A 22,765-nucleotide genomic window follows, 5' to 3' on the forward strand; every position below is an offset into this window, starting at 1 on the left:
CGGAAGAATTAAGCAGCCGGTTGTGCAGCAGGTTTAGCGGCCTGATGTTTAGTAGTTTTGTGGTGTTTTTTAGCAGCCTGAGCTTTCTGGGCTACTGGTTTGGTTGCCGCTTTGTGGTGTTTTTTCGCGGCCTGGGCTTTCTGGGCTACTGGTTTGGTTGCTGCTTTGTGGTGTTTTTTCGCGGCCTGGGCTTTCTGTTCAGCGGCCGGTTTGGCGGCGGCTTTGTGATGTTTTTTCGCGGCCTGAGCTTTCTGTTCGGCGGCCGGTTTGGCGGCGGCTTTGTGGTGTTTTTTCGCGGCCTGAGCTTTCTGCTCAGCGGCCGGTTTGGCAGCGGCTTTGTGATGTTTTTTATGATGAGTGGTTTTGGCAGTGGTGCTGTGAGTTGCAGCAGCCGGAGCCTGAGTGGTGCTTACTGCGTCAGCAGCGAAAGCAGCAGAAGACAGACCCATAGCAGCGGCAACGACCAGAGCTAATACTTTTTTCATTCTGATATCCTCGAAATTGTTTTTTCAGTGAACCCCACTGCGGGGCTGTTGAAAGAACTATATGCCTCTCTTTTCTGGCTTTCCGTGAGTGTTTGGTATCGGCGTGTAACGATATGTACAACCGAAACTGAGACGAGGATATTTCGGTGAGCGCCGGGGAGTGCCCCGGCGCGACGGAGGCATTTACAGGTAGCGTGCGCTGAGATGCTGGCGGAAATAGTCGCTGTTCAGATCTTCCCCGGTGGCGTTAATGATCAGCTGTGAGGTGCTGAACCGGCTGCCGTGCTGCCAGATATTCTGCTGTAGCCAGGCAAACAGCGTCGTGAAATCACCGTTGGCAATGTTGGCCTCCAGCTGCGGCAACGCGCGCTTCGCGGCAGCCATCAGCTGCGCGGCGTACATGGCGCCGAGGGTGTAGGAAGGGAAGTAACCAAACCCGCCATCGGTCCAGTGAATATCCTGCATACAGCCATTACGATAATTGCCGGTGGTAGAGAGTCCCAGCCAGCTTTGCATTTTCTCATCCCACAGCGCGGGAATATCGTCTACCTCGATGTCACCATCGATCAGCGCCCGTTCGATCTCATAGCGCAGGATAACATGGGCCGGATAGCTGACCTCGTCAGCATCCACGCGGATATAACCCGGCTTGACGCGCTGGTTCCAGGCAATGAAATTCTCAGTGCTGAAGGCCGGCTGTTCGCCAAAACGCTGACGCACGGCCGGCAGCAGGCGTTTCAGGAAGGCATCGCTGCGTCCGAGCTGCATTTCGAAGAACAGGCTTTGCGATTCGTGGATCGCCGTTGAGCGGGCCAGCGCCACCGGTTGATCGAGCCATTTACGCGGCAGGTTTTGTTCATAGCGCGCATGACCGGTTTCATGAATCACACCGAACAGGGCGCTGAGCAGATCCTCTTCGTTATAGCGCGTGGTGATGCGCACATCCTGCGGCACGCCGCCGCAGAACGGATGGGCGCTGATATCCAGACGCCCGCCATCAAAATCAAAACCCAGAATCCGCATGGCTTCCAGTCCCAGCTCACGCTGTTCAGCGATCGGGAACGGCCCCTGCGGCGCAACCGGCGGGGTCAGGGACTGCTTTTCGACGACGCTGGCGAGCAGAGCCGGCAGCCAGGATTTGAGATCGGCAAACAACACGTCAAGCCGCGCGCTGGTCATATCCGGTTCGAAAATATCCAACAGGGCATCATAGCGAGAGCACCCTTTCGCCCCGGCGCGAATCGCCGCTTCTTCACGGCTCAGCTTCACCACCTCGCGCAGGTTTTCGGCGAAACCTTCCCAGTCGTTCGCCGGGCGCTGGCTGCGCCAGGCATGTTCGCAGCGGCTGCCTGCCAGCGATTTGGCCTCAACCAGACTTTCCGGCAGCAGCGCCGCCTGTTCGTACTGGCGAGTCATTTCGCGCAGATTCGCTTGTTCAACGTCGTTCAGATTTTCCTGGCGTGCGTTGCGCAGCGCTTCAGCCACGCTCTTATCCGTCAGGATTTGATGCTGCAGCACGCCCAGTTCTGCCAGAGCCTCGCCTCGCGCGGCGCTGCCGCCCGGCGGCATCATGGCGAACATATCCCAGCCGGCGATAGCGCCGAGATGCGAGAAGCGGGAAAGACGCTGGAAAGTGCGGGTAAGCTGCTGATAGTTTTTGTTGTCAGTCATGTTTAGTTTGGCCTGTTGCGAGTGAACGAAAGGCGTTGCCCGTTGACCTCTACACTATCCTGATCCGCGCCAATCTTCCACACGAGACGCAAGGCTCGCCGGGCCGTCCGGCAGAGCGATCGGTGGGGACGGACTATCGCGCCAGTTTTTTCGCCTGGCCGGGAGCAGGATCGAAATATTGTCACATTGATGTGGTCAGAATAGCGGATTCTTTTTGAGCAGCGGCTAAACTTATTTTGGGCACAGGCCGTCGTTCGGGAGTCATTATGAATCCGTTCACTATGCTATTTATTGCACTGCTGTCTATCGATGCCGTCAGAGAGCTATTGGGGGCGTCGTCGGTACTGGGCATGTGGTGAAAGACGTGGCCGATAAAGGCCACGTGAAGAGAGATTATTGCAGACGTTTGTGCAGGCAAACGCCGGTAAGCAGTGCGGCCATTAGCATCAGCGCGATAAAGCCACCCACGCCGTTCCAGCCATAGTTATGCCAGAATACCCCGCCTAATGTCCCCGCAATACTGGAGCCGAGATAGTAGCTGAACAGGTACAGCGACGATGCCTGGCCGCGGGCGCGGCGCGCACGAGGACCAATCCAGCTGCTGGCGACCGAGTGGGCGGCAAAGAAGCCGGCGGAGAACAGCAGCATGCCCGCAAATATCAGCCACAGAGAGGAGAACAGGGTCAGCGTCAGCCCGGCCAGCATAACGGCGGTAAAGGCAAGCATCACCGGGCCGCGGCCGTAGCGTGCGGTCATTGCCCCGGCCTTCGGGGAACTCCAGGTCCCGGTCAGATATGCGACGGAGAGCAGGCCAACCACCGCCTGACTCAGCGACCAGGGCGACATCATCAGGCGATAGCCAATGTAGTTGAAGAGGGTGACAAAAGACCCCATCAGCAGGAATCCTTCGAGGAACAGCAGCGGCAGCCCGCGATCGCGCCAGTGCAGGTGCAGGTTAATCAGCAGGGTTTTGGGGCGCAGCGAACTCGGGCGGAAGTGTCGCGATTCCGGCAGGATTCGCCAGAACATAATGGCCGAGGCTAACGCGAAGCAGCTGATCACCGCCAGCGCCACGCGCCAGCCGAAAAAGTCGGTGAAAACCCCGGTCAGCAGACGGCCGCTCATTCCGCCAATCGAGTTGCCGCTGATGTACAGTCCCATGGAAAAGGCGACGACGCTGGGGTGGATCTCCTCACTCAGATAGGTCATCCCGACTGCCGCCACGCCGCTTAGCGACAGGCCAATCAGCGCCCGCATAATCAAAATGCCGTGCCAGCTCGACATCATCGTAGACAGTAAAGAACAGCATGAGGCCAGCACCAGCGCGGTGACCATCACCTGTTTACGGCCGATAGCATCCGAAAGCGGGCCGGTAAACAGCAGGCCAACGGCGAGCATCGCGGTGGAAATCGACAGCGAAACGCTGCTACTGGCGGGAGTCACGCCAAATTCGGTCGAGAGCACCGGCAGAATCGGTTGAACGCAGTAAAGCAGGGCGAAAGTGGCCAGACCGGCGGAGAAGAGGGCGAGAGTGACCCGAATAAACTGGGGGGTACCGCGCTTAATAAACTGATTTGGCTGGGATATAACATTGTCGCTGACCTCGCTTGCCGGCACGGTATCAACGGTAGTTGTACGACTCACGGAAAAATCCTTGCTGAGAACACAGAGTTAGGAAACATCACAGATCACATTTTAAGGGTATGAAAATGTAAATATTCTGTCTAATATATTAATAATCTCAAATAAGACGTTTTAGATATGAAAATCGAGCTGCGTCATCTCCGCTACTTCATTGCCGTCGCCGAAGAGCTCCATTTTGGCCGGGCAGCGGCACGGCTGAACATTTCACAGCCGCCGTTAAGCCAGCAGATTCAGATACTTGAACAACAGATTGGCGCACGCCTCTTCGCCAGAACCAACCGCAGCGTGAGTCTGACGGCGGCGGGTCGCCAGTTTCTTGCCGACAGTCGGCACATTCTCAGTCTGGTCGACGATGCGGCGGCGCGCGCAAGCCGTCTGCATCACGGTGAAACCGGGGAGCTACACATCGGCTTTACCTCCTCCGCACCGTTCATCAAGGCGGTTTCCGATACGCTGTCCACCTTTCGCCGGCGCTACCCGGACGTGCATATCCAGACCCGGGAAACCAATACCCGCGAGCAGATTGTGCCGCTGAACGAAGGCGCCCTCGATCTGGGGCTGATGCGCAATACGCAGCTGCCGGAGACCCTGGTCTGGGAACGGGTGCTGCGCGAACCGCTGCTGGCGATGGTGCCGAGCGACCATCCCCTCGCGCGTCAGGAGGCGGTAAGCCTGATCGAACTGGCCCGCGAACCGTTCGTCTTTTTTGACCCGCACGTCGGAACCGGACTGTACGACGACATTCTGGGGCTGATGCGACGCTATGGTCAGACGCCGATGATCGCTCAGGAGGTGGGCGAGGCGATGACGATTATCGGCCTGGTGGCTTCCGGGCTGGGGGTATCGATATTACCGGCGTCGTTTAAGCGGGTGCAGCTCAACGAGATGCGCTGGCTACCCATTAAAGAACAGGATGCGGTTTCGGAAATGTGGCTGGTGTGGTCGAAGCATCATGAACAGAGTCAGGCGGCGCAACGCTTTCGTGAATACCTTCTTGCCGCCGCTGCGGTGAATAATTAAGACTAAAAACAGTCAAAAACGTGCGGTAAATCACAAGGCTAAGTAAAAATTTGACGAGTGCTACCGAAGTGCTTCACCATAGCTAAAAGTTTATTTCGAAGCGCGAAAATAAAGGGAGTCAATGGTGGTAGCGGACAGTCAGCCAGGCCATATCGATCAAATAAAGCAGACCAATGCAGGAGCAGTATATCGCCTGATTGATCAGCTTGGCCCGGTGTCGCGCATCGACCTCTCGCGTTTTGCGCAACTGGCGCCGGCCAGCATTACTAAAATCGTGCGTGAAATGCTCGAAGCGCATCTGGTTCAGGAGACGGAAATCCAGGAGCCGGGGAGCCGCGGGCGTCCCGCCGTCGGGCTGATGGTCGAGACCGAGGCCTGGCACTATCTCTCCGTGCGAATCAGCCGCGGTGAAATTCACCTTGCGCTGCGCGATCTCAGCAGCAAACTGGTGGTTGAGGAGCAGCTCGAGCTGGCGCTCCAGCACGAACAGCCGTTCCTGACGCGCGTTGTTGAGCATATCGACCAGTTCTTTATCCGCCATCAAAAGAAACTGGAACGTCTGACCGCCATCGCCGTCACCATGCCGGGCATCATTGATACCGAAAACGGCGTGATTCATCGGATGCCATTTTATGAAGAGGTCAAAGATCTGCCTCTTGGCGAGGTTCTGGCGAACCACACCGGCGTCTCGGTCTATATTCAGCACGATATCAGCGCATGGACGATGGCGGAATCGCTGTTTGGCGCGTCCCGCGGGGCGCGGGACGTCATTCAGGTGGTGATTGATCATAACGTCGGCGCCGGGGTTATTACCGATGGTCGCCTGCTGCATGCGGGCAGCAGCAGTCTGGTCGAGATCGGTCATACTCAGGTCGATCCCTACGGCAAGCGATGCTACTGCGGTAACCACGGTTGTCTGGAGACTATCGCCAGCGTCGAAAGCGTGCTGGAACTGGCCCAGGTACGAATGACTAAATCAATGAGTTCGATGCTGCATCAGCAGCCGCTGAGCGTGGAGTGGCTGTGCCAGGCGGCGCTGCAGGGCGATTTGCTGGCGCGGGATATTATTAGCGGCGTGGGCCAGCACGTCGGGCGGATTCTGGCGATCATGGTCAATCTGTTCAACCCGCAAAAAATCCTCATCGGCTCCCCGTTTAGTCTGGCGGCCGATATCTTATTTCCCGCCATTTCAGATTGTATTCGGCAACAATCTCTGCCCGCCTACAGCCGGCATATTAGCGTTGAAAGCACGCAGTTTTCTAACCGTGGAACGATGGCCGGCGCAGCGCTGGTGAAGGATGCCCTCTATAACGGATCTCTGCTGATTCGACTGTTACAGGGTTAACATTTTTTCATAGTCACACCAAAAATTGCGCTATCTCAAGCTGGTATCCGGCGGCTTCGCGTAGACTTTTCCCACAGTTTATTCCTTCTCTTCTGTATAAATCATCAACATAACTGTGGGGTTAATGATGTTTAAGCGTTTCTTTATAACAGGTACTGACACCTCTGTCGGGAAGACAGTGGTTTCTCGTGCGCTGTTGCAGGCACTTGCTGCCAGCGGCAAAAGCGTCGCGGGATACAAGCCTGTGGCGAAGGGCAGCAAAGAGACGCCGGACGGATTGCGTAACAAAGATGCGCTGATTTTACAAAGCGTGTCGTCGCTGGCGTTACCGTATGATGCTGTCAATCCCATAGCATTAAGCGAAGATGAGAGCAGCGTGGCGCACAGCTGCCCGATTAACTACGGGCTGCTGTCGGATGGTCTTCAGCGCCTCAGCGGGCAGGTCGATCATGTTGTGGTTGAGGGGACCGGCGGCTGGCGGAGTCTGATGAACGACCTGCGTCCGCTTTCAGAATGGGTGGTCCAGGAGCAGCTTCCGGTGGTGATGGTCGTTGGCATCCAGGAAGGCTGCATCAACCACGCTCTGCTGACCGCCCAGGCCATTGCTAACGACGGTCTGCCGATGATTGGCTGGGTGGCAAACCGCATTAACCCGGGCTTAGCGCATTACGCTGAAATCATCGAGGTGCTGAGTAAAAAGCTGCCTGGGCCGCTGATCGGCGAACTTCCTTACCTGCCGCGCGCCGAACAGCGTGAGCTGAGCCAGTATATTGACTTAACCATGCTCGGCGACATGATGGCGGTAGATAGAGTCCTGGCGTAACGTCCGGGAGAGCACCGATGCCAGTACGCAGGCAATCAATAAACCGGGCAGTAGCAGGTATTGCCCGGTCATTTCACAGATCATCAATGTCGACATAATCGGCGCATGCGTTGTGGCCGCCAGAAAGGCCGCCATTCCGGTCAGACCAATCATAATTGCCAGTCCTTGATCGTGGTGCAGCCACAGCCCGCTGAAGCTGGCAAACAGCATGCCCATCGCCAGCCCGACGAACAGCGTAGGGGTAAACACGCCGCCCGGCGCGCCGGATCCGCTGCTGGCCAGCACCGCTATCAGTTTGCACACAAAGACCACCGCGATGGCGCTAAACAGCGGCGGCGACTGCAGATAATGCTGTACCGTGCTGTAACCATTGCCCCACACCGCAGGCGTGATCAGTGACAGCAGGCCGACAATCATTCCGCCGAGCGCCAGCTGCCACGGCGGCGAGAGCCTGATGCGTAAAAAACAGCGGTGGCTGTAGCTCATCATCGCGATAAACAGCGGTCCGCAAAGCCCGGCTAACAGTCCGGTAGCCAGCATCAGCGCATAGTGGAGAGCGGTCAGCGTCTCATGAAACTCCACCTGATACAGCGGCGATGCGCCGCCGTTCATCAACTGCGTGAGCAGCAGGGCGATAACCGCGGAAATGACCACCGGACCCAGTGACGCAAGCATCAGCGTGCCAAATAAAATTTCGGCAATAAACAGACTTCCGGCCAGCGGCGCGTGATAGGCGCTGGCCATCCCGGCGGCGGCCCCACAGGCGACCCACAGCTTCCATTCTGCTTTTGGCGTGAAGCGGCGGGCGAACAGCGACGCGGCCAGTGCGGCCAGCAGAATCATCGCGCCTTCGCGACCAATCGCGCTGCCGGTAGTCACCACCAACAAGGAAGCCAGGGATTTAACCAGGCTGGCGGGGGTATCAAACTGACCGTCTCCGCTATCGAGCGCCTCCATATAGTCGGTGGGCGCATGCGGGCGCTGGCGGGTCCGACATTGCCAGAACCAGAGCAGTGCGCCGGCAGCCAGTCCGCCAGCCGCCGGCGTGAGCAGACGTCGCCAGCCGGGTAGTCCGTCGGCGGCATTGACCAGACTCCCGCTATGATCGTTGAGAAAAAGCCCTTCCAGGATCGCCATCGCCGAATGAAATAACGCAACGGCCAGCGCCGCCAGTATACCGACCAGCGTCGCAATCAGCAGGCGACGAAACATGACCTGAACATCAGGATAATTGTGCAGACGGTGCATCAGAGGTTACGGTGAGCGGGAAACATAGACTTATTGTGATAGGAAATAAGCTTAGACGCAAAAGCTATAAATGCCGCTTGTGCTGAAACAGCGGGCGGATGAAGGGGCTTAAAAAATCTGTCTGCGTGACGTTGTCACTGAAAAGCCGCCATGCCAGTCCTCCCGGCATGGCGGTGCGTTTAGCGATAAAGCGGTTTGTCGGCGACGGCAATGGGGAGCTGGCGTTGCCATTCGGCGAGCGTCGCCTGCGCCAGTTGTCCGAGGGAATGATAAAAGGGGTGTTCGGCTCCGGCGATAAACACCTCGAGGAACCGGCCGGACCAGGGCAGCAGATGCCAGGCGAGAAGCTGCGAAAACGCCTCCTCCTGCGCGGATTCGCACAGCCAGGCGGCCAGCAGCAGGAGCGTACCAAAATGATCTTCCGGCTCCTGGCCTTGCGTTGCGTGACCAATTCCGTTCGCGCGCATCCACTCCCGCAATGCCAGAGTAGAGTCGCCGAACAGCACATTCTCTTTATCCAGCCAGACCGAACCCCACGGCGGGGCGGGCAGCGCCCAGGGACCAATAAACAGGCGTTGCCAGGCCTGGGGGAGCGGTTCATCGCTGGCGGCGGCGAACCCGGTCACCAGCGAATCGGCTAGCGGATAAGGCCATTGAGCCTGCCAGCTGCCGTCTTGCAGAGCCGCTACCAGCGGCGCGGCCTGCGCGCTTTCCGGGGAAAATGAAAACAGGGCGCCCAGGGTGCGGGCGCTCAACGCGACGGCGTCGCGGTAGTGAGCTTGTATCATGTACTCTTCCTTACTGCGGCGGGACGGTGCCACGCCTGAATATTAACCAGCAATCGCCACGCCGACGGTCATATGCAGAGCATAAAACAGACCGCGGCCAATAAGTTCTGCGGCCAGAACCAGCAGCAGTCCGAGGAACAAACTGGTCGGGCGCGGGGTTTTGTTCCGGCAAAGCGGGCAGATCCAGCAGCCGAGGCCAAGCGCCAGCAGCGCGATGCGCCAGATCTGTAACGCGGCATAATTCGGCACCAGCGCGCCGGCGCGCTGCATTGAGCTCTGAATGTCGCTGAGTTCAACGCCCTGCATAATCACCAGAGCGATGCTGGCAAACAGCGCCAGCACGCTCAAGGAGGCGAAAAAACGCCCGTTGAACTCAACATTCGCAGCCCGCAATAACAGCGCGGCGAACAGCGGCCCGGTCAGCGCCATTGTCAGAAAGAAGGATGTTGTCGTGCCGCCACTATACCATGTCGGGACGGTTTCAATCTGGTAAACCCGGGTCATCGCCAGCACAAAAATGAGGCCCAGCAGCATGCTCAGCAGCAGCCAGGGGCGGCCGAGGGCCGCAGGCAGTTTGCCGAGTCTCGCCAGCCACCACCAGAGGCCGCCGACGGCGAAGAACAGGGCGCCGCTGGCGATTTCATTACTGAGCGCCGAGGCGCCAATGCGATGAAGAGAGTTGAATGCCCGGAGCGGCGATCCCAGATGCAGAACCGATGCCAGAAAACCGACCCCCATCATGAGCCAGAGAAAGACCATGCGTTTGACCAGACGCTGCCGGGCCTCGGAGTTATCTGTCAGCGATATCCATCCCAGACCGCTGACGATAGTCGCTCCCGCCACGCATTGACCGAGTACCGTAAACAGCACCAGCGGCCATTCATGCCATCCACTACCCATGGGCGATCTCCTTGCTGGCTGTTGGCTCGTCTGCGCCTCCTGGCAGCCAGGAGATCATGACGCCGTGTCCTCGACCCTGGCGATGTCAACGAGGTTCGTATGCTGTGGATTTCCTTTTGCCAGCGGAGAGGGCCGCTGGGTGGTCAGGGTATTAATGCAGGCGCCGCGATCGATGCGATCACCGTCCATGTTGGCGTCATGCCATGCTCCCTGGCCCATAGCCGCAACGCCGGGCATGATACGCGGCGTGACTTTCGCCGGAATACGCAGTTCGCCGCGCGGGTTGAAGACGCGCACCAAATCGCCGTTTTTAATTCCACGCTTCCCGGCATCAAGCGGATTGATCCACACCTCCTGGCGGCAGGCGGCCTGTAGCACATCGACGTTGCCGTAGCTGGAGTGGGTTCGGGCTTTGTAGTGAAAACCGAAAAGCTGCAGCGGGAACTGGTCGCGCAGCGGGTCATCCCAGCCTTCGAAAGTGGAGGCGTAGATCGGCAGTGGGCTGATCGTTTCATCCTTCTGCAACTGCCAACGGGCAGCAATATCCGCCAGTTGACTGGAGTAAATCTCAATTTTGCCGGAGGGCGTTTTTAAGGGGTGCGCGATCGGGTCCGCGCGAAAATCGCGATAGGCGACAAAATGGCCGTCCGGATCTTTACGCTTATAAATCCCCATTGCTTTCAGGGCTTCATAGGTGGGTAGCGCGGGATCTCTGGCCAGCATTTTGGCGTACAGATACTGGAGCCACTGCTCCTGGGTGCGACCTTCGGTAAATCGTTGATGAATATCATCGCCGAGGCGTTTTGCCACTTCGCTGAGGATCCAGTAGATCGGTTTGCGTTCGAATTTCGGCGCGGTTGCGGGCTGAATAAAAATCAGGTAGCCCATGTTCCCGGCGTAGTCGTTAGGGATGATGTCTTCCTGTTCGACGGTCATCAGGTCCGGCAGCAGAATGTCGGCATACTTCGCCGAAGAGGTCATAAAGTTCTCGATCACCACGATCATTTCGCATTTTTTCTCGTCCTTGAGAATTTCGTGGGTTTTGTTGATATCAGAATGCTGGTTGACGAGGGTATTCCCGGCATAGTTCCAGATAAACTTAATCGGGACATCCAGCTTATCTTTGCCTCTGACGCCGTCACGCAGCGCGGTCATCTCCGGGCCGCGCGCGATGGCGTCGGTCCAGCTAAAGCAGGAGATGGCGGTTTTGACCGGATTGACCAGCACCGGCAGGCGCTCAATGGTCAGGGTATAGGTCGATTCGCGCGCGCCGCTGTTGCCGCCGTTAATGCCGACATTGCCGGTCAGAATCGGCAGCATGGCGATCGCCCGGGAAGCCAGTTCCCCGTTAGCCTGGCGCTGCGGTCCCCAGCCCTGGCAAATACAGGCGGGTCGGGTGGTTCCAATTTCCCGGGCCAGCTTAATGATTCGGTCGACGGGGATCCCGGTGATACGCGACGCCCACTGCGGCGTTTTGGCGGTCCCGTCCTCACCGTGACCGAGAATGTAGGCTTTGTAGTGGCTGTCTGGCGGGGCGCCGGCGGGAAGGGTTTTTTCGTCATAGCCGACGCAGTATTTATCGAGGAACGGCCGATCGACCAGATTCTCACTAATCAGTACCCAGGCGATACCGGCCACCAGCGCGGCATCGGTGCCCGGACGGATGGGGATCCATTCATCTTCCCGCCCGGCGGCAGTATCGGTATAGCGGGGGTCAATGACAATCATCCGCGCGTTGGAGCGTTCTCTGGCCTGCTCCAGATACCAGGTGATGCCGCCGCCGCTCATGCGGGTTTCCGCCGGGTTGTTGCCGAACATCACCACCAGTTTGCTGTTTTCGATATCCGAGGTGCTGTTACCCTCGTTGCTGCCGTAGGTGTAGGGCATGGCGCAGGCAATCTGGGCGGTACTGTAGGTGCCGTACTGATTCAGCGACCCGCCATAGCAGTTCATCAGACGGGTGACCGGCGAGGCCGAAGGCGAGGAACGGGTCATATTGCCGCCGACAATTCCCGACGAATAGTTAATGTAAACCGCCTCGTTGCCGTAGTTTTTGACGACTCTTTGCAGATTGCCGGCAATTGTCTCCAGCGCCTCTTCCCAGCTGATGCGCGCAAACTTGCCTTCGCCGCGTTTGCCGATGCGTTTCATCGGGTAATTCAGGCGATCCGGGTGGTTGATTCGCCGGCGAATGGAACGGCCGCGTAGACAGGCGCGTACCTGATGGTCGCCATAATTGTCCATCCCGGTATTATCCGTTTCTACCCAGGTGACTTCATTATCGCGCACGTGCAGACGCAGCGCGCAGCGACTGCCGCAGTTTACCGAACAGGCGCCCCAGACGATACGTTCTTCACTCTGTGTCGCCTGCTGAACGGCCGCCGCAGCGGAGCGCAGACTAAAAGGAAGCGAGAGTCCACCGGCGGCAAGCGCCAGTGAGCCTATCGCAGACGATTTGATTAACGTGCGTCGGCTGACGCCGCCAGAATGTTCCTGACTGGACATGGCTCACCACATCGTTGTGTTGCCGCTGAAAGATCGCCGGTATCATTTTCCGGTGTATGGGGGAGCAATCATACCCAGAGTGGGGTAGAAGGATATTATCCCTGGTCAACTCAGGGATAATATCCTTCGAATGAAAATAAGAGGTTAACGGGCGTCGCTGTCTGAATCGGCGCTGCGGGTATAGGTAATTTTGAAGGTGTCGTTAGCACAGTGGCCGACAACCTGGGCACCGGGCTGATCGGGTTGATCGTTGGGCACGATCGCTAAAGTAAAGCCTGAGGCCGGCACGCCGTTATTGACGATCTTTTGTTGAATATCGTTCTTCACGCGTTCGCAGGAATCGGGCGCGGCCAGCGCTGAGGTTGAACCCAGCAGCAGCGCGGCGCATAGCCAGAAAGAGCGTTTCATCATAGACTCCTTATTAATGTTATCCAGATTTAAGCATAGCAGAACTGGTGTAAACAATTGTATTTGCTAATATGATTGCAATGTATACAAAAGGGATTCGGCGTGAAAAAACGGTTATTGCTGATATCGGCGGTGATGGTGCTCAGCGCCTGCGATGCGCAGAAGAAGCCAGAAGCATTTACGCCGGAAATGGCGAGTTTTTCCAATGAGTTCGAGTTCGATCCGCTGCGTGGTCCGGTGAAAGATTTTAGCCAGACGCTGCTCGACGAACACGATGAGGTGGTAAAACGGGTGAGCGCGAGCCTCTCGAGGGAGGGCTGTTTTGATCTGCTGGACCTGGAGGACCGGGAAAATAATACCGGCGCGACGCTGATGCTGGATGCCAACTTCTATCTTGACGCCCGCACCCGTGAGAAACGCCTGCGCCTGCAGGGAAAATGCCAGCTCGCGGAACTGCCGTCGGCCGGCATTATCTGGGAGACGGATGATAACGGCTTTGTGGTGGCCGCGCGTGGCAAAGAGACGACTGCCACCTATCAGTATGACAGCGAAGGTTATCCGACCGGTAAAACCACCGTGGCGAAAAATGAGCGTTTTACGGTGATCTCCACGCCGGCGAAGGATCCACGTAAAAAGCTGGACTACACGGCGACCAGCACCTTCAACGATCGTCAGTTGGGGAACGTGCGTCAAACCTGTGACTACGATAGCCACGATAATCCGGTTGATTGCCAGCTGCAGGTGGTCGATGAAAGCGTCCAGCCGCCGCTGACCCGTCGTTATACCATCAAAAACAGTATCGAATACTACTGAGCCGTGGGCTTCAGCAGCGACTGTCCCTGAGTGCGGTGTTCGCTAATATACTGGTGCTGGAACAGGCACATACGAATGGTGTTGCGGTATTCGCCGTTGATGAAAAATTCATGAATCAGCTCCCCCTCTACCATAAACCCAAGCTTGCGGTAGATGTGGATGGCTTTTTCATTTTCGCTGTCGACGATGAGATACAGTTTATACAGATTGAGAACGGTAAAACCGTAGTCCATCGCCAGCTTCGCGGCGCGCGTCGCCAGACCTTTTCCCTGATAATCCGGTGAAATGATGATTTGAAATTCGGCGCGGCGATGGACGTGGTTGATCTCAACCAGTTCCACCAGCCCGGCTTTTTCACCATTACATTCGATAACAAACCGGCGTTCGCTCTGATCGTGAATGTGTTTATCGTAAAGGTCGGAGAGCTCAACAAAAGCTTCGTAGGGCTCTTCGAACCAGTAGCGCATCACGCTGGCATTGTTATCGAGCTGGTGGACAAAACGTAAGTCTTCACGCTCGAGCGGACGAAGTTTGATTGAGTATGCGTCGGTCATGGCTGTTCCTGTCGATAAAAGCTAAATATCGCGCCCGCGGGCGCCATGGATGCGTGACGGATTAAGGTGCAATAGCGCGACCGGTGCGGCGGTCGAGGCAGCGCAGGGTGTTCGGTTCCCAGTACGCGTTGACGTTCGTGCTTTTCTGGCAGTTGTCCTGCGCATCAAAAGCGACGTCAGCCTTGTCCCACTCTTTTTCGGTGCGGGTGTTGACCTTGTGACGCAAAGAGCGGGTGTCGTTCCACTGCTCTTTTTCCATGGCGGCCTGCTGGCGGCTTTGTGCGCTATCGCCGGATTCAATCACCAGCTTGCTGGTTTGCGCGAAAGACGATGCGGTAAAGAGTACGGCGCTCAGCGCCAGCATAGCCGTCAGGCAGTAACGTGTGTTCTGTGTCATTTTCATCACGATTTCCTTTGAGTGATAAAAAGGGGAAGCCCCTGCAATCTGCAGGCAGTTTACTACATCTCTTTTCGCCGGCATACCCGACAAAAGAGTGTGGAAGAGGCAGATTATTGCGTAAAATGGGCCAACAACCTGCTCTCTTTACGTGTCTTTAATGTTCAAAACAACGCTGCTTTTCTTCGCCACCGCGCTCTGTGAAATTCTCGGATGTTATTTACCCTGGCTATGGTTAAAACGCGGCGCAACGCCGCTGCTGTTAATTCCGGCAGGTCTGGCGCTGATGATGTTTGTCTGGTTGCTGACGCTGCATCCAGCAGCAAGCGGGCGGGTTTATGCCGCTTACGGCGGCGTGTATGTCTGCACCGCGCTGCTGTGGCTGCGTTTTGTCGATGGCGTTAAGCTTAGCCATTATGACTGGGCAGGGGCGCTGATTGCGCTGTGCGGCATGTTGATTATTGTCGCTGGCTGGGGACGCGCTTAACGCGCGTTCTTCTGTGATCGTTCACGCTAATTTTAACCTTTATTCTTGTATGGTAGTTGGCTTGTTGTCTTACTGTTAAATGCATATCGTCAATTACAGTAAGGAACAACTATGGCTATCCAGACTCTCGCCAGCCAGACTGGCGCCAAACCGGCTCGCATTCGCCGGGTACAGAATGTGACGCTGGTGCTTCTGTTTATCGCTGGCATCGTCAATTTCCTCGATCGTTCGTCGTTAAGCGTCGCGGGAGAGGCTATTCGCGGTGATTTGGGGCTGAGTGCGACCGAGTTCGGTGTGCTGCTGTCGGCGTTTTCACTATCCTATGGTTTCGCTCAACTACCTTCAGGCATGCTGTTGGACCGCTTTGGCCCGCGCATTGTGCTCGGGGCCGGACTCATCTTTTGGTCATTAATGCAGGCACTGACCGGGATGGTGAACTCATTCAGCCATTTTATTCTCCTGCGTATTGGTCTTGGCATTGGCGAAGCCCCGTTTATGCCCGCGGGCGTTAAATCGATCAACGACTGGTATGTTCAGAAAGAGCGCGGAACGGCCGTGGGGATCTTTAACTCATCGACGGTATTAGGGCAGGCGATTGCGCCGCCAGCGCTGGTGCTGATGCAGATTGCCTGGGGCTGGCGGACGATGTTCGTGGTTATTGGTCTGGCGGGTATTGTGGTGGGTCTGTGCTGGTATGCCTGGTATCGCAACCGGGCGCAGTTTGATCTGCAGCAGGATGAGCGGCTCTACCTTGCGGCGCCGGTGCAGGCGCGTCCGACGCTGAATTTTAGCGAGTGGCTGGGGCTGTTTAAACGCCGGACGACCTGGGGCATGATTCTGGGTTTTTCGGGCGTGAACTATACCGGCTGGCTGTATATTGCCTGGCTGCCGGGATACCTTCAGGCGCAGCAGGGACTCAGTCTTGCAAAAACGGGGTGGGTGGCGGCCATTCCTTTCCTGGCCGCTGCCGTTGGCATGTGGGTTAATGGTATTGTCGTCGATGCCCTGGCGCGCCGGGGATATGATCTGGCGAAGACACGCAAAACCGCGATTGTTGTTGGTCTGCTGCTTTCCGCGCTGGGCACGCTGCTGGTGGTGCAGTCCTCATCGCCGGCTCAGGCCGTGGCTTTTATCTCGATGGCGCTGTTCTGCGTTCATTTTGCCGGAACCTCGGCGTGGGGGCTGGTACAGGTGCTGGTCAGTGAGCAGAAAGTTGCCTCGGTGGCGGCGATTCAGAATTTCGGCAGTTTCGTTTTTGCCTCTTTTGCCCCGGTCGTTACCGGTTGGGTCGTCGACACCACCCACTCATTCAATCTTGCGCTGGTCATTGCCGCCTGTGTGACTTTTACCGGCGCACTTTGCTACTTCTTCATTGTAAAAGACCCTATTCATTAGCCTACAGAAGCGGCGCTCAGCGCCGCTTCACCTCGTCTGAAGAATGTGACCGAACGCGTCTTTTTCTAATTTCATACTTGTATGGTAGTAGGTCTGATGCTTTAATTTTGATCACTTATCGTCAGGATGGAAGGAAACAGAGATGAAGATCGTTGCCGCTGAAGTTTTCGTCACTTGCCCCGGACGTAACTTTGTCACCCTTAAAATTACCACCGATGACGGGGTTGTCGGGCTGGGGGATGCGACGCTGAACGGACGTGAGCTCTCCGTGGCATCGTATCTGCAGGATCATCTCTGTCCGCAGCTTATTGGCCGCGATGCGCACCGCATTGAAGACATCTGGCAGTTTTTCTACAAAGGAGCGTACTGGCGCCGTGGGCCGGTCACCATGTCGGCTATTTCTGCCGTCGATATGGCGCTGTGGGATATAAAAGCGAAAGCGGCGGGGATGCCTTTGTATCAGCTGTTGGGCGGTGCATCGCGAGAAGGCGTGATGGTTTACTGCCACACCACCGGGCACTCCATCGATGAAGTACTGGAGGACTATGCCCGCCACCAGGAGATGGGCTTTAAGGCCATTCGCGTGCAGTGCGGCGTTCCGGGTATGAAAACGACCTATGGAATGGCGAAGGGTAAAGGCCAGGCGTACGAGCCGGCGACCAAGGGCCAGTGGCCGGAAGAGCAGCTGTGGTCAACGGAGAAATATCTGGATTTTACGCCGCAGCTGTTTGCCGCCGTGCGTGAAAAGTTTGGCTTTAACGAGCATCTGCTGCACGACATGCATCATCGGCTGACGCCCATTGAAGCGGCTCGCTTTGGTAAAAGCATCGAAGAGTATCGCCTGTTCTGGATGGAAGATCCTACCCCGGCAGAGAACCAGGCGTGCTTCCGCCTGATTCGCCAGCACACCGTGACGCCCATTGCCGTCGGTGAAGTCTTCAACAGCATCTGGGATTGCAAGCAGCTGATTGAAGAACAGCTGATCGACTATATCCGCACCACTATCACCCATGCTGGCGGGATTACCGGCATGCGCCGCATTGCCGATTTTGCTTCGCTTTATCAGGTCCGTACCGGTTCGCACGGGCCATCCGATCTGTCGCCGATCTGCATGGCTGCGGCGCTTCATTTTGACCTGTGGGTGCCGAACTTCGGCGTCCAGGAATATATGGGTTATTCCGGGCAGATGCTGGAGGTTTTCCCACACAGCTGGACCTTTGACAACGGCTATATGCATCCAGGAGAAAAGCCGGGGTTGGGTATCGAGTTTGATGAAAAACGGGCAGCAAAATACCCGTATGAGCCCGCCTGTCTGCCGGTAGCCAGACTGGACGACGGCACCTTATGGAACTGGTAAGGAGATAAAAATGAAAAGCATCGTGATACGACAACCCAATGAGCTGAAGGTGGAAGAGAGAGACAGGCCGGAACCTGCACCTGGAGAAGTGCGGGTAAAAGTTAAGCTGGCGGGGATTTGCGGTTCCGATAGCCATATCTACCGCGGGCATAATCCTTTTGCTCAATACCCTCGCGTTATTGGCCATGAATTCTACGGCATCATCGATGCCGTTGGCGATGGGGTGCTGGACAGGAAGGTCGGCCAGCGGGTGAGCGTTGACCCGGTGATTAGCTGTGGTCATTGCTATCCGTGCTCAGTGGGCAAACCCAACGTCTGCACTTCTCTGGTGGTTCTGGGGGTCCACCGGGATGGCGGTTTTAGCGAATATGTGGTTGTGCCTGCTCAAAATTGCTGGTTAGTGCCGGATACGGTACCCGATCGGCACGCGGTGATGGTTGAGCCTTTCACCATTGCTGCCAACGTCACCGGACAGGTTAAACCGACGGCGCAGGACATCGCGCTGGTATTCGGCGCCGGGCCGATGGGCTTAACTACGATTCAGGTGCTGAAGCGGGTCTATCGGGTTAAGCAAGTGATTGTGACTGACCAGATCGACGAACGCCTGCAAATGGCGAAGCGCAATGGTGCCGACTGGACGATCAACAACGGTCAAACGTCATTAGCGGAATGCCTGCAGGATAAAGGCATTAAACCGACGCTGATTATTGATGCGGCCTGTCATCCGTCAATTTTTCAGGAGGCCGTGACGCTGGCCTCTCCGGCGGCCAGAATTGTGCTCATGGGATTCTCAACGGAACCCTCGCAGGTTGCCCAGCAGGGTATTACCGGTAAAGAACTGTCTATATTTTCATCGCGGCTGAATGCGCATAAATTCCCCATTGTATTGGCGTGGTTAGAGCAAGGGTTAATTGATCCTGAAACTCTCATTACTCATGTTTTTGACTATCAGAATATTATCGACGCTATCGAAACTTTTGAAAAAGACAGAAAGAGCTGTTGTAAGGTTTTACTGACCTTTTGACTCTAATAATAAATGCAGGCTCGACTTCTAACAATTAGAGAAAATAATGATGACTACAGTAAATAATGAGAGAACAACGGCCGATCTCATCCGTGCGGCTGTGTCTGGGTGGTTAGGGACCGCTCTGGAGTTTATGGACTTTCAACTCTATTCTTTAGGGGCTGCGCTGGTTTTTCATGAAATCTTTTTTCCTGAGCAATCAGCCGCAATGGCGCTTATTCTGGCGATGGGGACCTATGGCGCGGGATATATTGCGCGAATAGTCGGTGCTTTTATCTTTGGCCGGATGGGTGACAAAATCGGACGTAAACGCGTTCTCTTTATCACTATTACGATGATGGGCATTTGTACCACCCTGATTGGGGTGTTGCCTACCTATGCGCAGGTTGGCATTTTTGCGCCAGTGTTACTGGTGACTTTACGTATTGTCCAGGGGCTGGGCGCCGGGGCTGAAATCTCCGGAGCAGGTACCATGTTGGCCGAATATGCGCCGAAGGGGAAACGCGGCATCATTTCGTCGCTGGTCGCAATGGGGACCAACTGCGGCACGCTGAGCGCAACCGCTATCTGGGCGATAATGTTTTTCCTGCTTGACCGGGAGGAGCTGGTGGCATGGGGATGGCGAATCCCGTTCCTTGCCAGCGCCGTGGTGATGATATTCGCTATCTGGCTGCGGCTGAACCTTAAAGAAAGTCCGGTATTTGAACAGGTCAACGAGGGAGGCGAGCTGCAAACCGGCGCGGCGGAGCGGGAGACTACTTTTGGCGCGATGCTGAAAAGTAAATCCTTCTGGCTGGCAACCGGGTTACGTTTCGGTCAGGCGGGTAACTCAGGTTTATTGCAGACGTTCCTGGCCGGCTATTTGGTACAGACCTTATTATTTGATAAAGCTATTCCAACCGATGCTTTAATGATTAGTTCCGGCATCGGTTTTATCACCATCCCTCTCCTCGGGTGGTTATCCGATAAAATCGGTCGCCGTGTCCCTTATATTATCGTGAATATCACCGCCATTATACTGGCCTATCCGATGGTCTCGATCATTGTTGATAAGAGCTACAGCGTCGGCGCAATTATGGCGTCGTTGATTGTCATCCATAATATTGCTGTGCTGGGTCTGTTTGCGCTTGAAAATATCACCATGGCGGAAATTTTCGGTTCGCGTAACCGCTTTACGCGAATGGCGATTTCAAAAGAAACCGGTGGTTTAGTTGCCGTAGGCTTTGGTCCGGTACTGGCCGGTATTTTCTGTAATATGACGGAGTCATGGTGGCCGATCGTTGCCATGCTTATCTGCTACTCGTCTATTGGCTTGCTCTCCGCTCTCCTTATGCCAGAAGTGCGGGACCGCGATCTCAGCTTGCTGGACGATGCGGCAGACGCCGTTCCTCAACATCGCGAGGTGAGAAGCGGTCAGTTAACCTGAACCGTTGACAGACCGACGTGCAAACTGGCCGGGTGCGGAACCCGGCTTTTTATTTCCTCTATTCACCCGTAGTGAAACAGACTGTGAATGGCAAAATCTTCTTGTATGGTAGTTGATGGAAATCAAAGATGTCATACCAATTGCATGAGATGGTTTACCTCACAGAGGCATTCTCCTCGAGAATGGTTGATTAGTAATCATAAAAATGAGAGTCACCATGGAAAACACGCTTTTAACAGCCAAGGCAACGCTTCCTTCCTACGATCGCAGCAAACTGGTTTCGCGCATTGTCCATCTCGGTTTTGGCGCATTCCATCGCGCGCACCAGGCGGTCTATGCCGATATTCTGGCGGCAGAACAGGGCAGCGATTGGGGCTACACCGAAGTTAACCTGATTGGCGGCGAGCAGCAGATTGCCGATCTGCAGAAACAGGATCTCCTGTATACCGTTGCCGAAATGTCGGCGGATGCCTGGACGGCCCGCGTGGTCGGCGTGGTTAAACAAGCCATGCATGCAGAGGTCGATGGCCTTGAGAGTGTGCTGGCGAAGATGTGTGAGCCTCAGGTGGCCATTGTATCCCTGACGATTACCGAAAAAGGCTATTGCCACTCGCCGTCCACCGGCGAGATACAGCTGGAGCATCCGCTGATCGCGGCGGATATTCTGAATCCGCACCAGCCGAAATCTGCGCCGGGCGTTATCGTTGAAGCCCTGGCGCGGCGCAAAGCTGCAGGCTTGCCGGCATTCAGCGTGATGTCCTGCGATAATATGCCGGAGAACGGTCATGTCACGCGCAATGTGGTTTGTGCCCTGGCGCGCGCAATTGACGGCGATCTCGCCGACTGGATTGCGCAACAGGTGACCTTCCCGTCGACGATGGTTGATCGCATTGTGCCGGCGGTGACGGCCGACACGCTGGATAAAATTGAGCAGTTGACCGGTGTGCGCGATCCGGCGGGCGTTGCCTGTGAGCCGTTCCGTCAGTGGGTCATTGAAGACAACTTTGTGGCGGGTCGCCCGGCGTGGGAACTCGCGGGGGCCGAACTGGTCGCTGACGTCGTACCTTTTGAAGAGATGAAACTGCGTATGCTCAACGGCAGCCACTCTTTCCTCGCCTATCTGGGATATCTGGCCGGCTATCAGCATATCAATGACTGTATGCAGGATCAGAATTACCGCCGCGCGGCGCGCAGCTTAATGCTCAGCGAACAGGCGCCGACGTTGAAAGTCCAGGGCGTTGATCTGGAACGTTACGCCGGGCTTCTCATCGACCGTTACAGCAACCCGGCACTGAAGCACCGCACCTGGCAGATTGCGATGGACGGCAGCCAGAAACTGCCGCAGCGGATGCTGGATTCCGTGCGCTGGCATCTCGCGCAGCACACCGACTTCAGCCTGCTGGCGATGGGGATCGCGGGCTGGATGTGCTATGTCGGCGGCGTTGATGAGCAGGGACAGGCGATTGAGATCTGCGATCCGCTGCTGCCGGTGATTCAGCAGGCGGTCCAGAACAGCGCTGAGGGGCCGGAACGGGTGAAAGCGTTGCTGGGTATCGAAGCCATCTTTGGCCGCGATTTGCCGCAGAACGGTCGTTTTGTCGATGCCGTAACGAGCGCCTGGCTGTCGTTGAAAGCGCGGGGCGCGAAGGCGACCGTTGCGGCCTGGGCCCAGACTCACTAGCGGCACCCGTCCCGCTCGACCTTGTGGAACAATATTAAGACACCCATCCGGGTGTCTTAATTTTTGCAATCACGTTCGTTAACATCCTGGCAGGGCGTTTTCTTCGGCGGTAAAAATATTTATTGTGGCTTTTATACAAATATTGATCGAGAACATTGAATATACATAACTTTAGCTATCCAGAGCTAACTATATATAATTGATGTTTATTTTAATGAATATGCCAGATTACAGGGTTATTAGTTGTGTGGGACTGAAAATAAATATGTCATGATGTGCGCAGTGAAATTAAGTACTTCGGAAAAAGGAGCCGCATATGTACAAGAAAATTCTCTTGCCGGTCGATGTATTTGAAATGGATTTGAGTGATAAAGCGGTTCGTCATGCTGAGTTCCTGGCGTCGGCTGAAGAGGGCGAAATTACGTTATTAAACGTATTGCCAAACAGCAGTCGTTCCGTTTTACGCGGCTTCGCTGCGGATATTCAGAAATTCGAAACCTTTATGAAAGCAGAGTCAGAAAAGAAAATGCAGACGCTGTCCCGTCTGTTCTCGATTCCGGCTGAGCGGATTCATACCCGGGTAGTATTTGGCAATGTCCGCGATGAAATACTGGCTATCGGCAATGCCGACGAGTTTGACGTGATTGTTGTTGGTTCACGCACACCGGGCCTATCCACGCATCTTCTCGGCTCGAACGCTGAATCAATTCTGCGCTACGCAAAAATACCGGTGCTGGTTGTCCGCTAGCGTATTTAGCCATCAGGGCGGCAGCGTTGCTGTTTATTTGGCTGCC

The 22,765-nt window shown here is 55.9% G+C and carries 22 protein-coding genes; 12 read left to right on the forward strand and 10 right to left on the reverse strand.

From position 1 onward, the window contains the following. Positions 1-8: 8 nt before the first annotated feature. Positions 9-485 carry an acid resistance repetitive basic protein Asr gene (asr, locus tag ROR01S_RS25910; RefSeq protein WP_015584237.1) on the reverse strand — a complete coding sequence of 159 codons (477 nt, stop codon included), beginning with the start codon at positions 483-485 and terminating at the stop codon, positions 9-11. Between the two features lie 183 nt (positions 486-668). Then, complete coding sequence (locus tag ROR01S_RS07995) at positions 669-2,156, reverse strand: carboxypeptidase M32 (RefSeq protein ID WP_004862454.1); 1,488 nt, start codon at positions 2,154-2,156, stop codon at positions 669-671. A gap of 266 nt (positions 2,157-2,422) precedes the next feature. On the opposite strand from ROR01S_RS07995, the gene ROR01S_RS27390 reads away from it, so the two are divergent. Further along, positions 2,423-2,515, forward strand: coding sequence for a KPN_01571 family protein (locus tag ROR01S_RS27390; protein ID WP_004862449.1), 93 nt, complete (start codon positions 2,423-2,425; stop codon positions 2,513-2,515). 34 nt (positions 2,516-2,549) lie between these two features. Here ROR01S_RS27390 and ynfM read toward each other — a convergent pair whose 3' ends face one another. Then, the gene (gene ynfM, locus ROR01S_RS08000) at positions 2,550-3,800 is read right to left on the reverse strand and encodes a multidrug efflux MFS transporter YnfM/SxtP(Kp) (RefSeq protein ID WP_004862448.1); all 1,251 of its coding nucleotides are present in this window, start codon (positions 3,798-3,800) and stop codon (positions 2,550-2,552) included. Between the two features lie 117 nt (positions 3,801-3,917). Between ynfM and ynfL the strand changes: the two genes are divergently transcribed. From ynfL to bioD, 3 genes are all read left to right on the forward strand, one after another. Next, positions 3,918-4,820 (forward strand): multidrug efflux transcriptional activator YnfL/SxtR(Kp), encoded by a 903-nt coding sequence (ynfL, locus tag ROR01S_RS08005; RefSeq protein ID WP_064359292.1) that lies wholly within the window; start codon positions 3,918-3,920, stop codon positions 4,818-4,820. Positions 4,821-4,944: 124 nt separating this feature from the next. Beyond that, positions 4,945-6,165, forward strand: a complete 1,221-nt coding sequence (gene mlc / locus ROR01S_RS08010) for a sugar metabolism global transcriptional regulator Mlc (RefSeq protein WP_015584239.1) — start codon at positions 4,945-4,947, stop codon at positions 6,163-6,165. Positions 6,166-6,292: 127 nt separating this feature from the next. Continuing rightward, entirely contained in the window at positions 6,293-6,988 is a 696-nt protein-coding gene (gene bioD, locus ROR01S_RS08015; protein ID WP_015584240.1) for a dethiobiotin synthase, read from the forward strand. On the opposite strand, the gene clcB is transcribed toward bioD, so the two are convergent. The 5 genes from clcB to ROR01S_RS08040 form a co-directional block, all read right to left on the reverse strand. Next, complete coding sequence (clcB, locus tag ROR01S_RS08020) at positions 6,941-8,236, reverse strand: voltage-gated ClC-type chloride channel ClcB (RefSeq protein WP_064359293.1); 1,296 nt, start codon at positions 8,234-8,236, stop codon at positions 6,941-6,943. The genes bioD and clcB overlap by 48 nt on opposite strands. Positions 8,237-8,415: 179 nt before the next feature. Beyond that, positions 8,416-9,024: a Tat proofreading chaperone DmsD gene (gene dmsD, locus ROR01S_RS08025; RefSeq protein ID WP_015584242.1), complete on the reverse strand. Its 609-nt coding sequence runs from the start codon at positions 9,022-9,024 to the stop codon at positions 8,416-8,418. Between the two features lie 42 nt (positions 9,025-9,066). Further along, complete coding sequence (locus ROR01S_RS08030; RefSeq protein WP_064359294.1) at positions 9,067-9,924, reverse strand: DmsC/YnfH family molybdoenzyme membrane anchor subunit; 858 nt, start codon at positions 9,922-9,924, stop codon at positions 9,067-9,069. A 54-nt stretch (positions 9,925-9,978) separates the two neighbouring features. Next, on the reverse strand, positions 9,979-12,429 hold the full coding sequence (gene ynfE / locus ROR01S_RS08035) for a selenate/tellurate reductase subunit YnfE (protein WP_064359295.1): 2,451 nt from the start codon (positions 12,427-12,429) through the stop codon (positions 9,979-9,981). A 144-nt stretch (positions 12,430-12,573) separates the two neighbouring features. Continuing rightward, on the reverse strand, positions 12,574-12,837 hold the full coding sequence (locus ROR01S_RS08040) for a DUF1161 domain-containing protein (protein ID WP_004862440.1): 264 nt from the start codon (positions 12,835-12,837) through the stop codon (positions 12,574-12,576). Positions 12,838-12,972: 135 nt separating this feature from the next. Between ROR01S_RS08040 and ROR01S_RS08045 the strand changes: the two genes are divergently transcribed. Continuing rightward, entirely contained in the window at positions 12,973-13,650 is a 678-nt protein-coding gene (locus tag ROR01S_RS08045; RefSeq protein ID WP_054829311.1) for a YnfC family lipoprotein, read from the forward strand. Here the strand turns inward: ROR01S_RS08045 and speG are convergent. Both speG and ROR01S_RS08055 read right to left on the reverse strand, forming a co-directional pair. Then, the gene (speG, locus tag ROR01S_RS08050; protein WP_004862437.1) at positions 13,644-14,204 is read right to left on the reverse strand and encodes a spermidine N1-acetyltransferase; all 561 of its coding nucleotides are present in this window, start codon (positions 14,202-14,204) and stop codon (positions 13,644-13,646) included. The two genes, ROR01S_RS08045 and speG, sit on opposite strands and share 7 nt — an antisense overlap. A 61-nt stretch (positions 14,205-14,265) precedes the next feature. Beyond that, positions 14,266-14,607 (reverse strand): DUF1283 family protein, encoded by a 342-nt coding sequence (locus ROR01S_RS08055; protein WP_004862434.1) that lies wholly within the window; start codon positions 14,605-14,607, stop codon positions 14,266-14,268. Positions 14,608-14,761: 154 nt separating this feature from the next. Between ROR01S_RS08055 and ROR01S_RS08060 the strand changes: the two genes are divergently transcribed. The 7 genes from ROR01S_RS08060 (at position 14,762) to ROR01S_RS08090 (ending at position 22,719) form a co-directional block, all read left to right on the forward strand. Beyond that, positions 14,762-15,088, forward strand: coding sequence for a YnfA family protein (locus ROR01S_RS08060; protein WP_004862432.1), 327 nt, complete (start codon positions 14,762-14,764; stop codon positions 15,086-15,088). A gap of 111 nt (positions 15,089-15,199) precedes the next feature. Then, entirely contained in the window at positions 15,200-16,483 is a 1,284-nt protein-coding gene (locus tag ROR01S_RS08065) for an MFS transporter (RefSeq protein ID WP_015584247.1), read from the forward strand. Between the two features lie 142 nt (positions 16,484-16,625). After that, positions 16,626-17,840 (forward strand): D-mannonate dehydratase ManD, encoded by a 1,215-nt coding sequence (gene manD / locus ROR01S_RS08070; RefSeq protein WP_004862427.1) that lies wholly within the window; start codon positions 16,626-16,628, stop codon positions 17,838-17,840. Between the two features lie 10 nt (positions 17,841-17,850). Further along, positions 17,851-18,864 carry a Zn-dependent oxidoreductase gene (locus ROR01S_RS08075; RefSeq protein ID WP_015584248.1) on the forward strand — a complete coding sequence of 338 codons (1,014 nt, stop codon included), beginning with the start codon at positions 17,851-17,853 and terminating at the stop codon, positions 18,862-18,864. Between the two features lie 49 nt (positions 18,865-18,913). Continuing rightward, positions 18,914-20,290: an MFS transporter gene (locus ROR01S_RS08080; RefSeq protein ID WP_032724241.1), complete on the forward strand. Its 1,377-nt coding sequence runs from the start codon at positions 18,914-18,916 to the stop codon at positions 20,288-20,290. Positions 20,291-20,507: 217 nt separating this feature from the next. After that, positions 20,508-21,971 (forward strand): mannitol dehydrogenase family protein, encoded by a 1,464-nt coding sequence (locus ROR01S_RS08085; protein ID WP_064359296.1) that lies wholly within the window; start codon positions 20,508-20,510, stop codon positions 21,969-21,971. A 316-nt stretch (positions 21,972-22,287) separates the two neighbouring features. Continuing rightward, entirely contained in the window at positions 22,288-22,719 is a 432-nt protein-coding gene (locus tag ROR01S_RS08090) for a universal stress protein (protein ID WP_015584251.1), read from the forward strand. The last annotated feature ends 46 nt before the right edge of the window (positions 22,720-22,765 follow it).

Source organism: Klebsiella ornithinolytica NBRC 105727 = ATCC 31898 (assembly GCF_001598295.1).
Lineage (GTDB): Bacteria > Pseudomonadota > Gammaproteobacteria > Enterobacterales > Enterobacteriaceae > Klebsiella > Klebsiella ornithinolytica.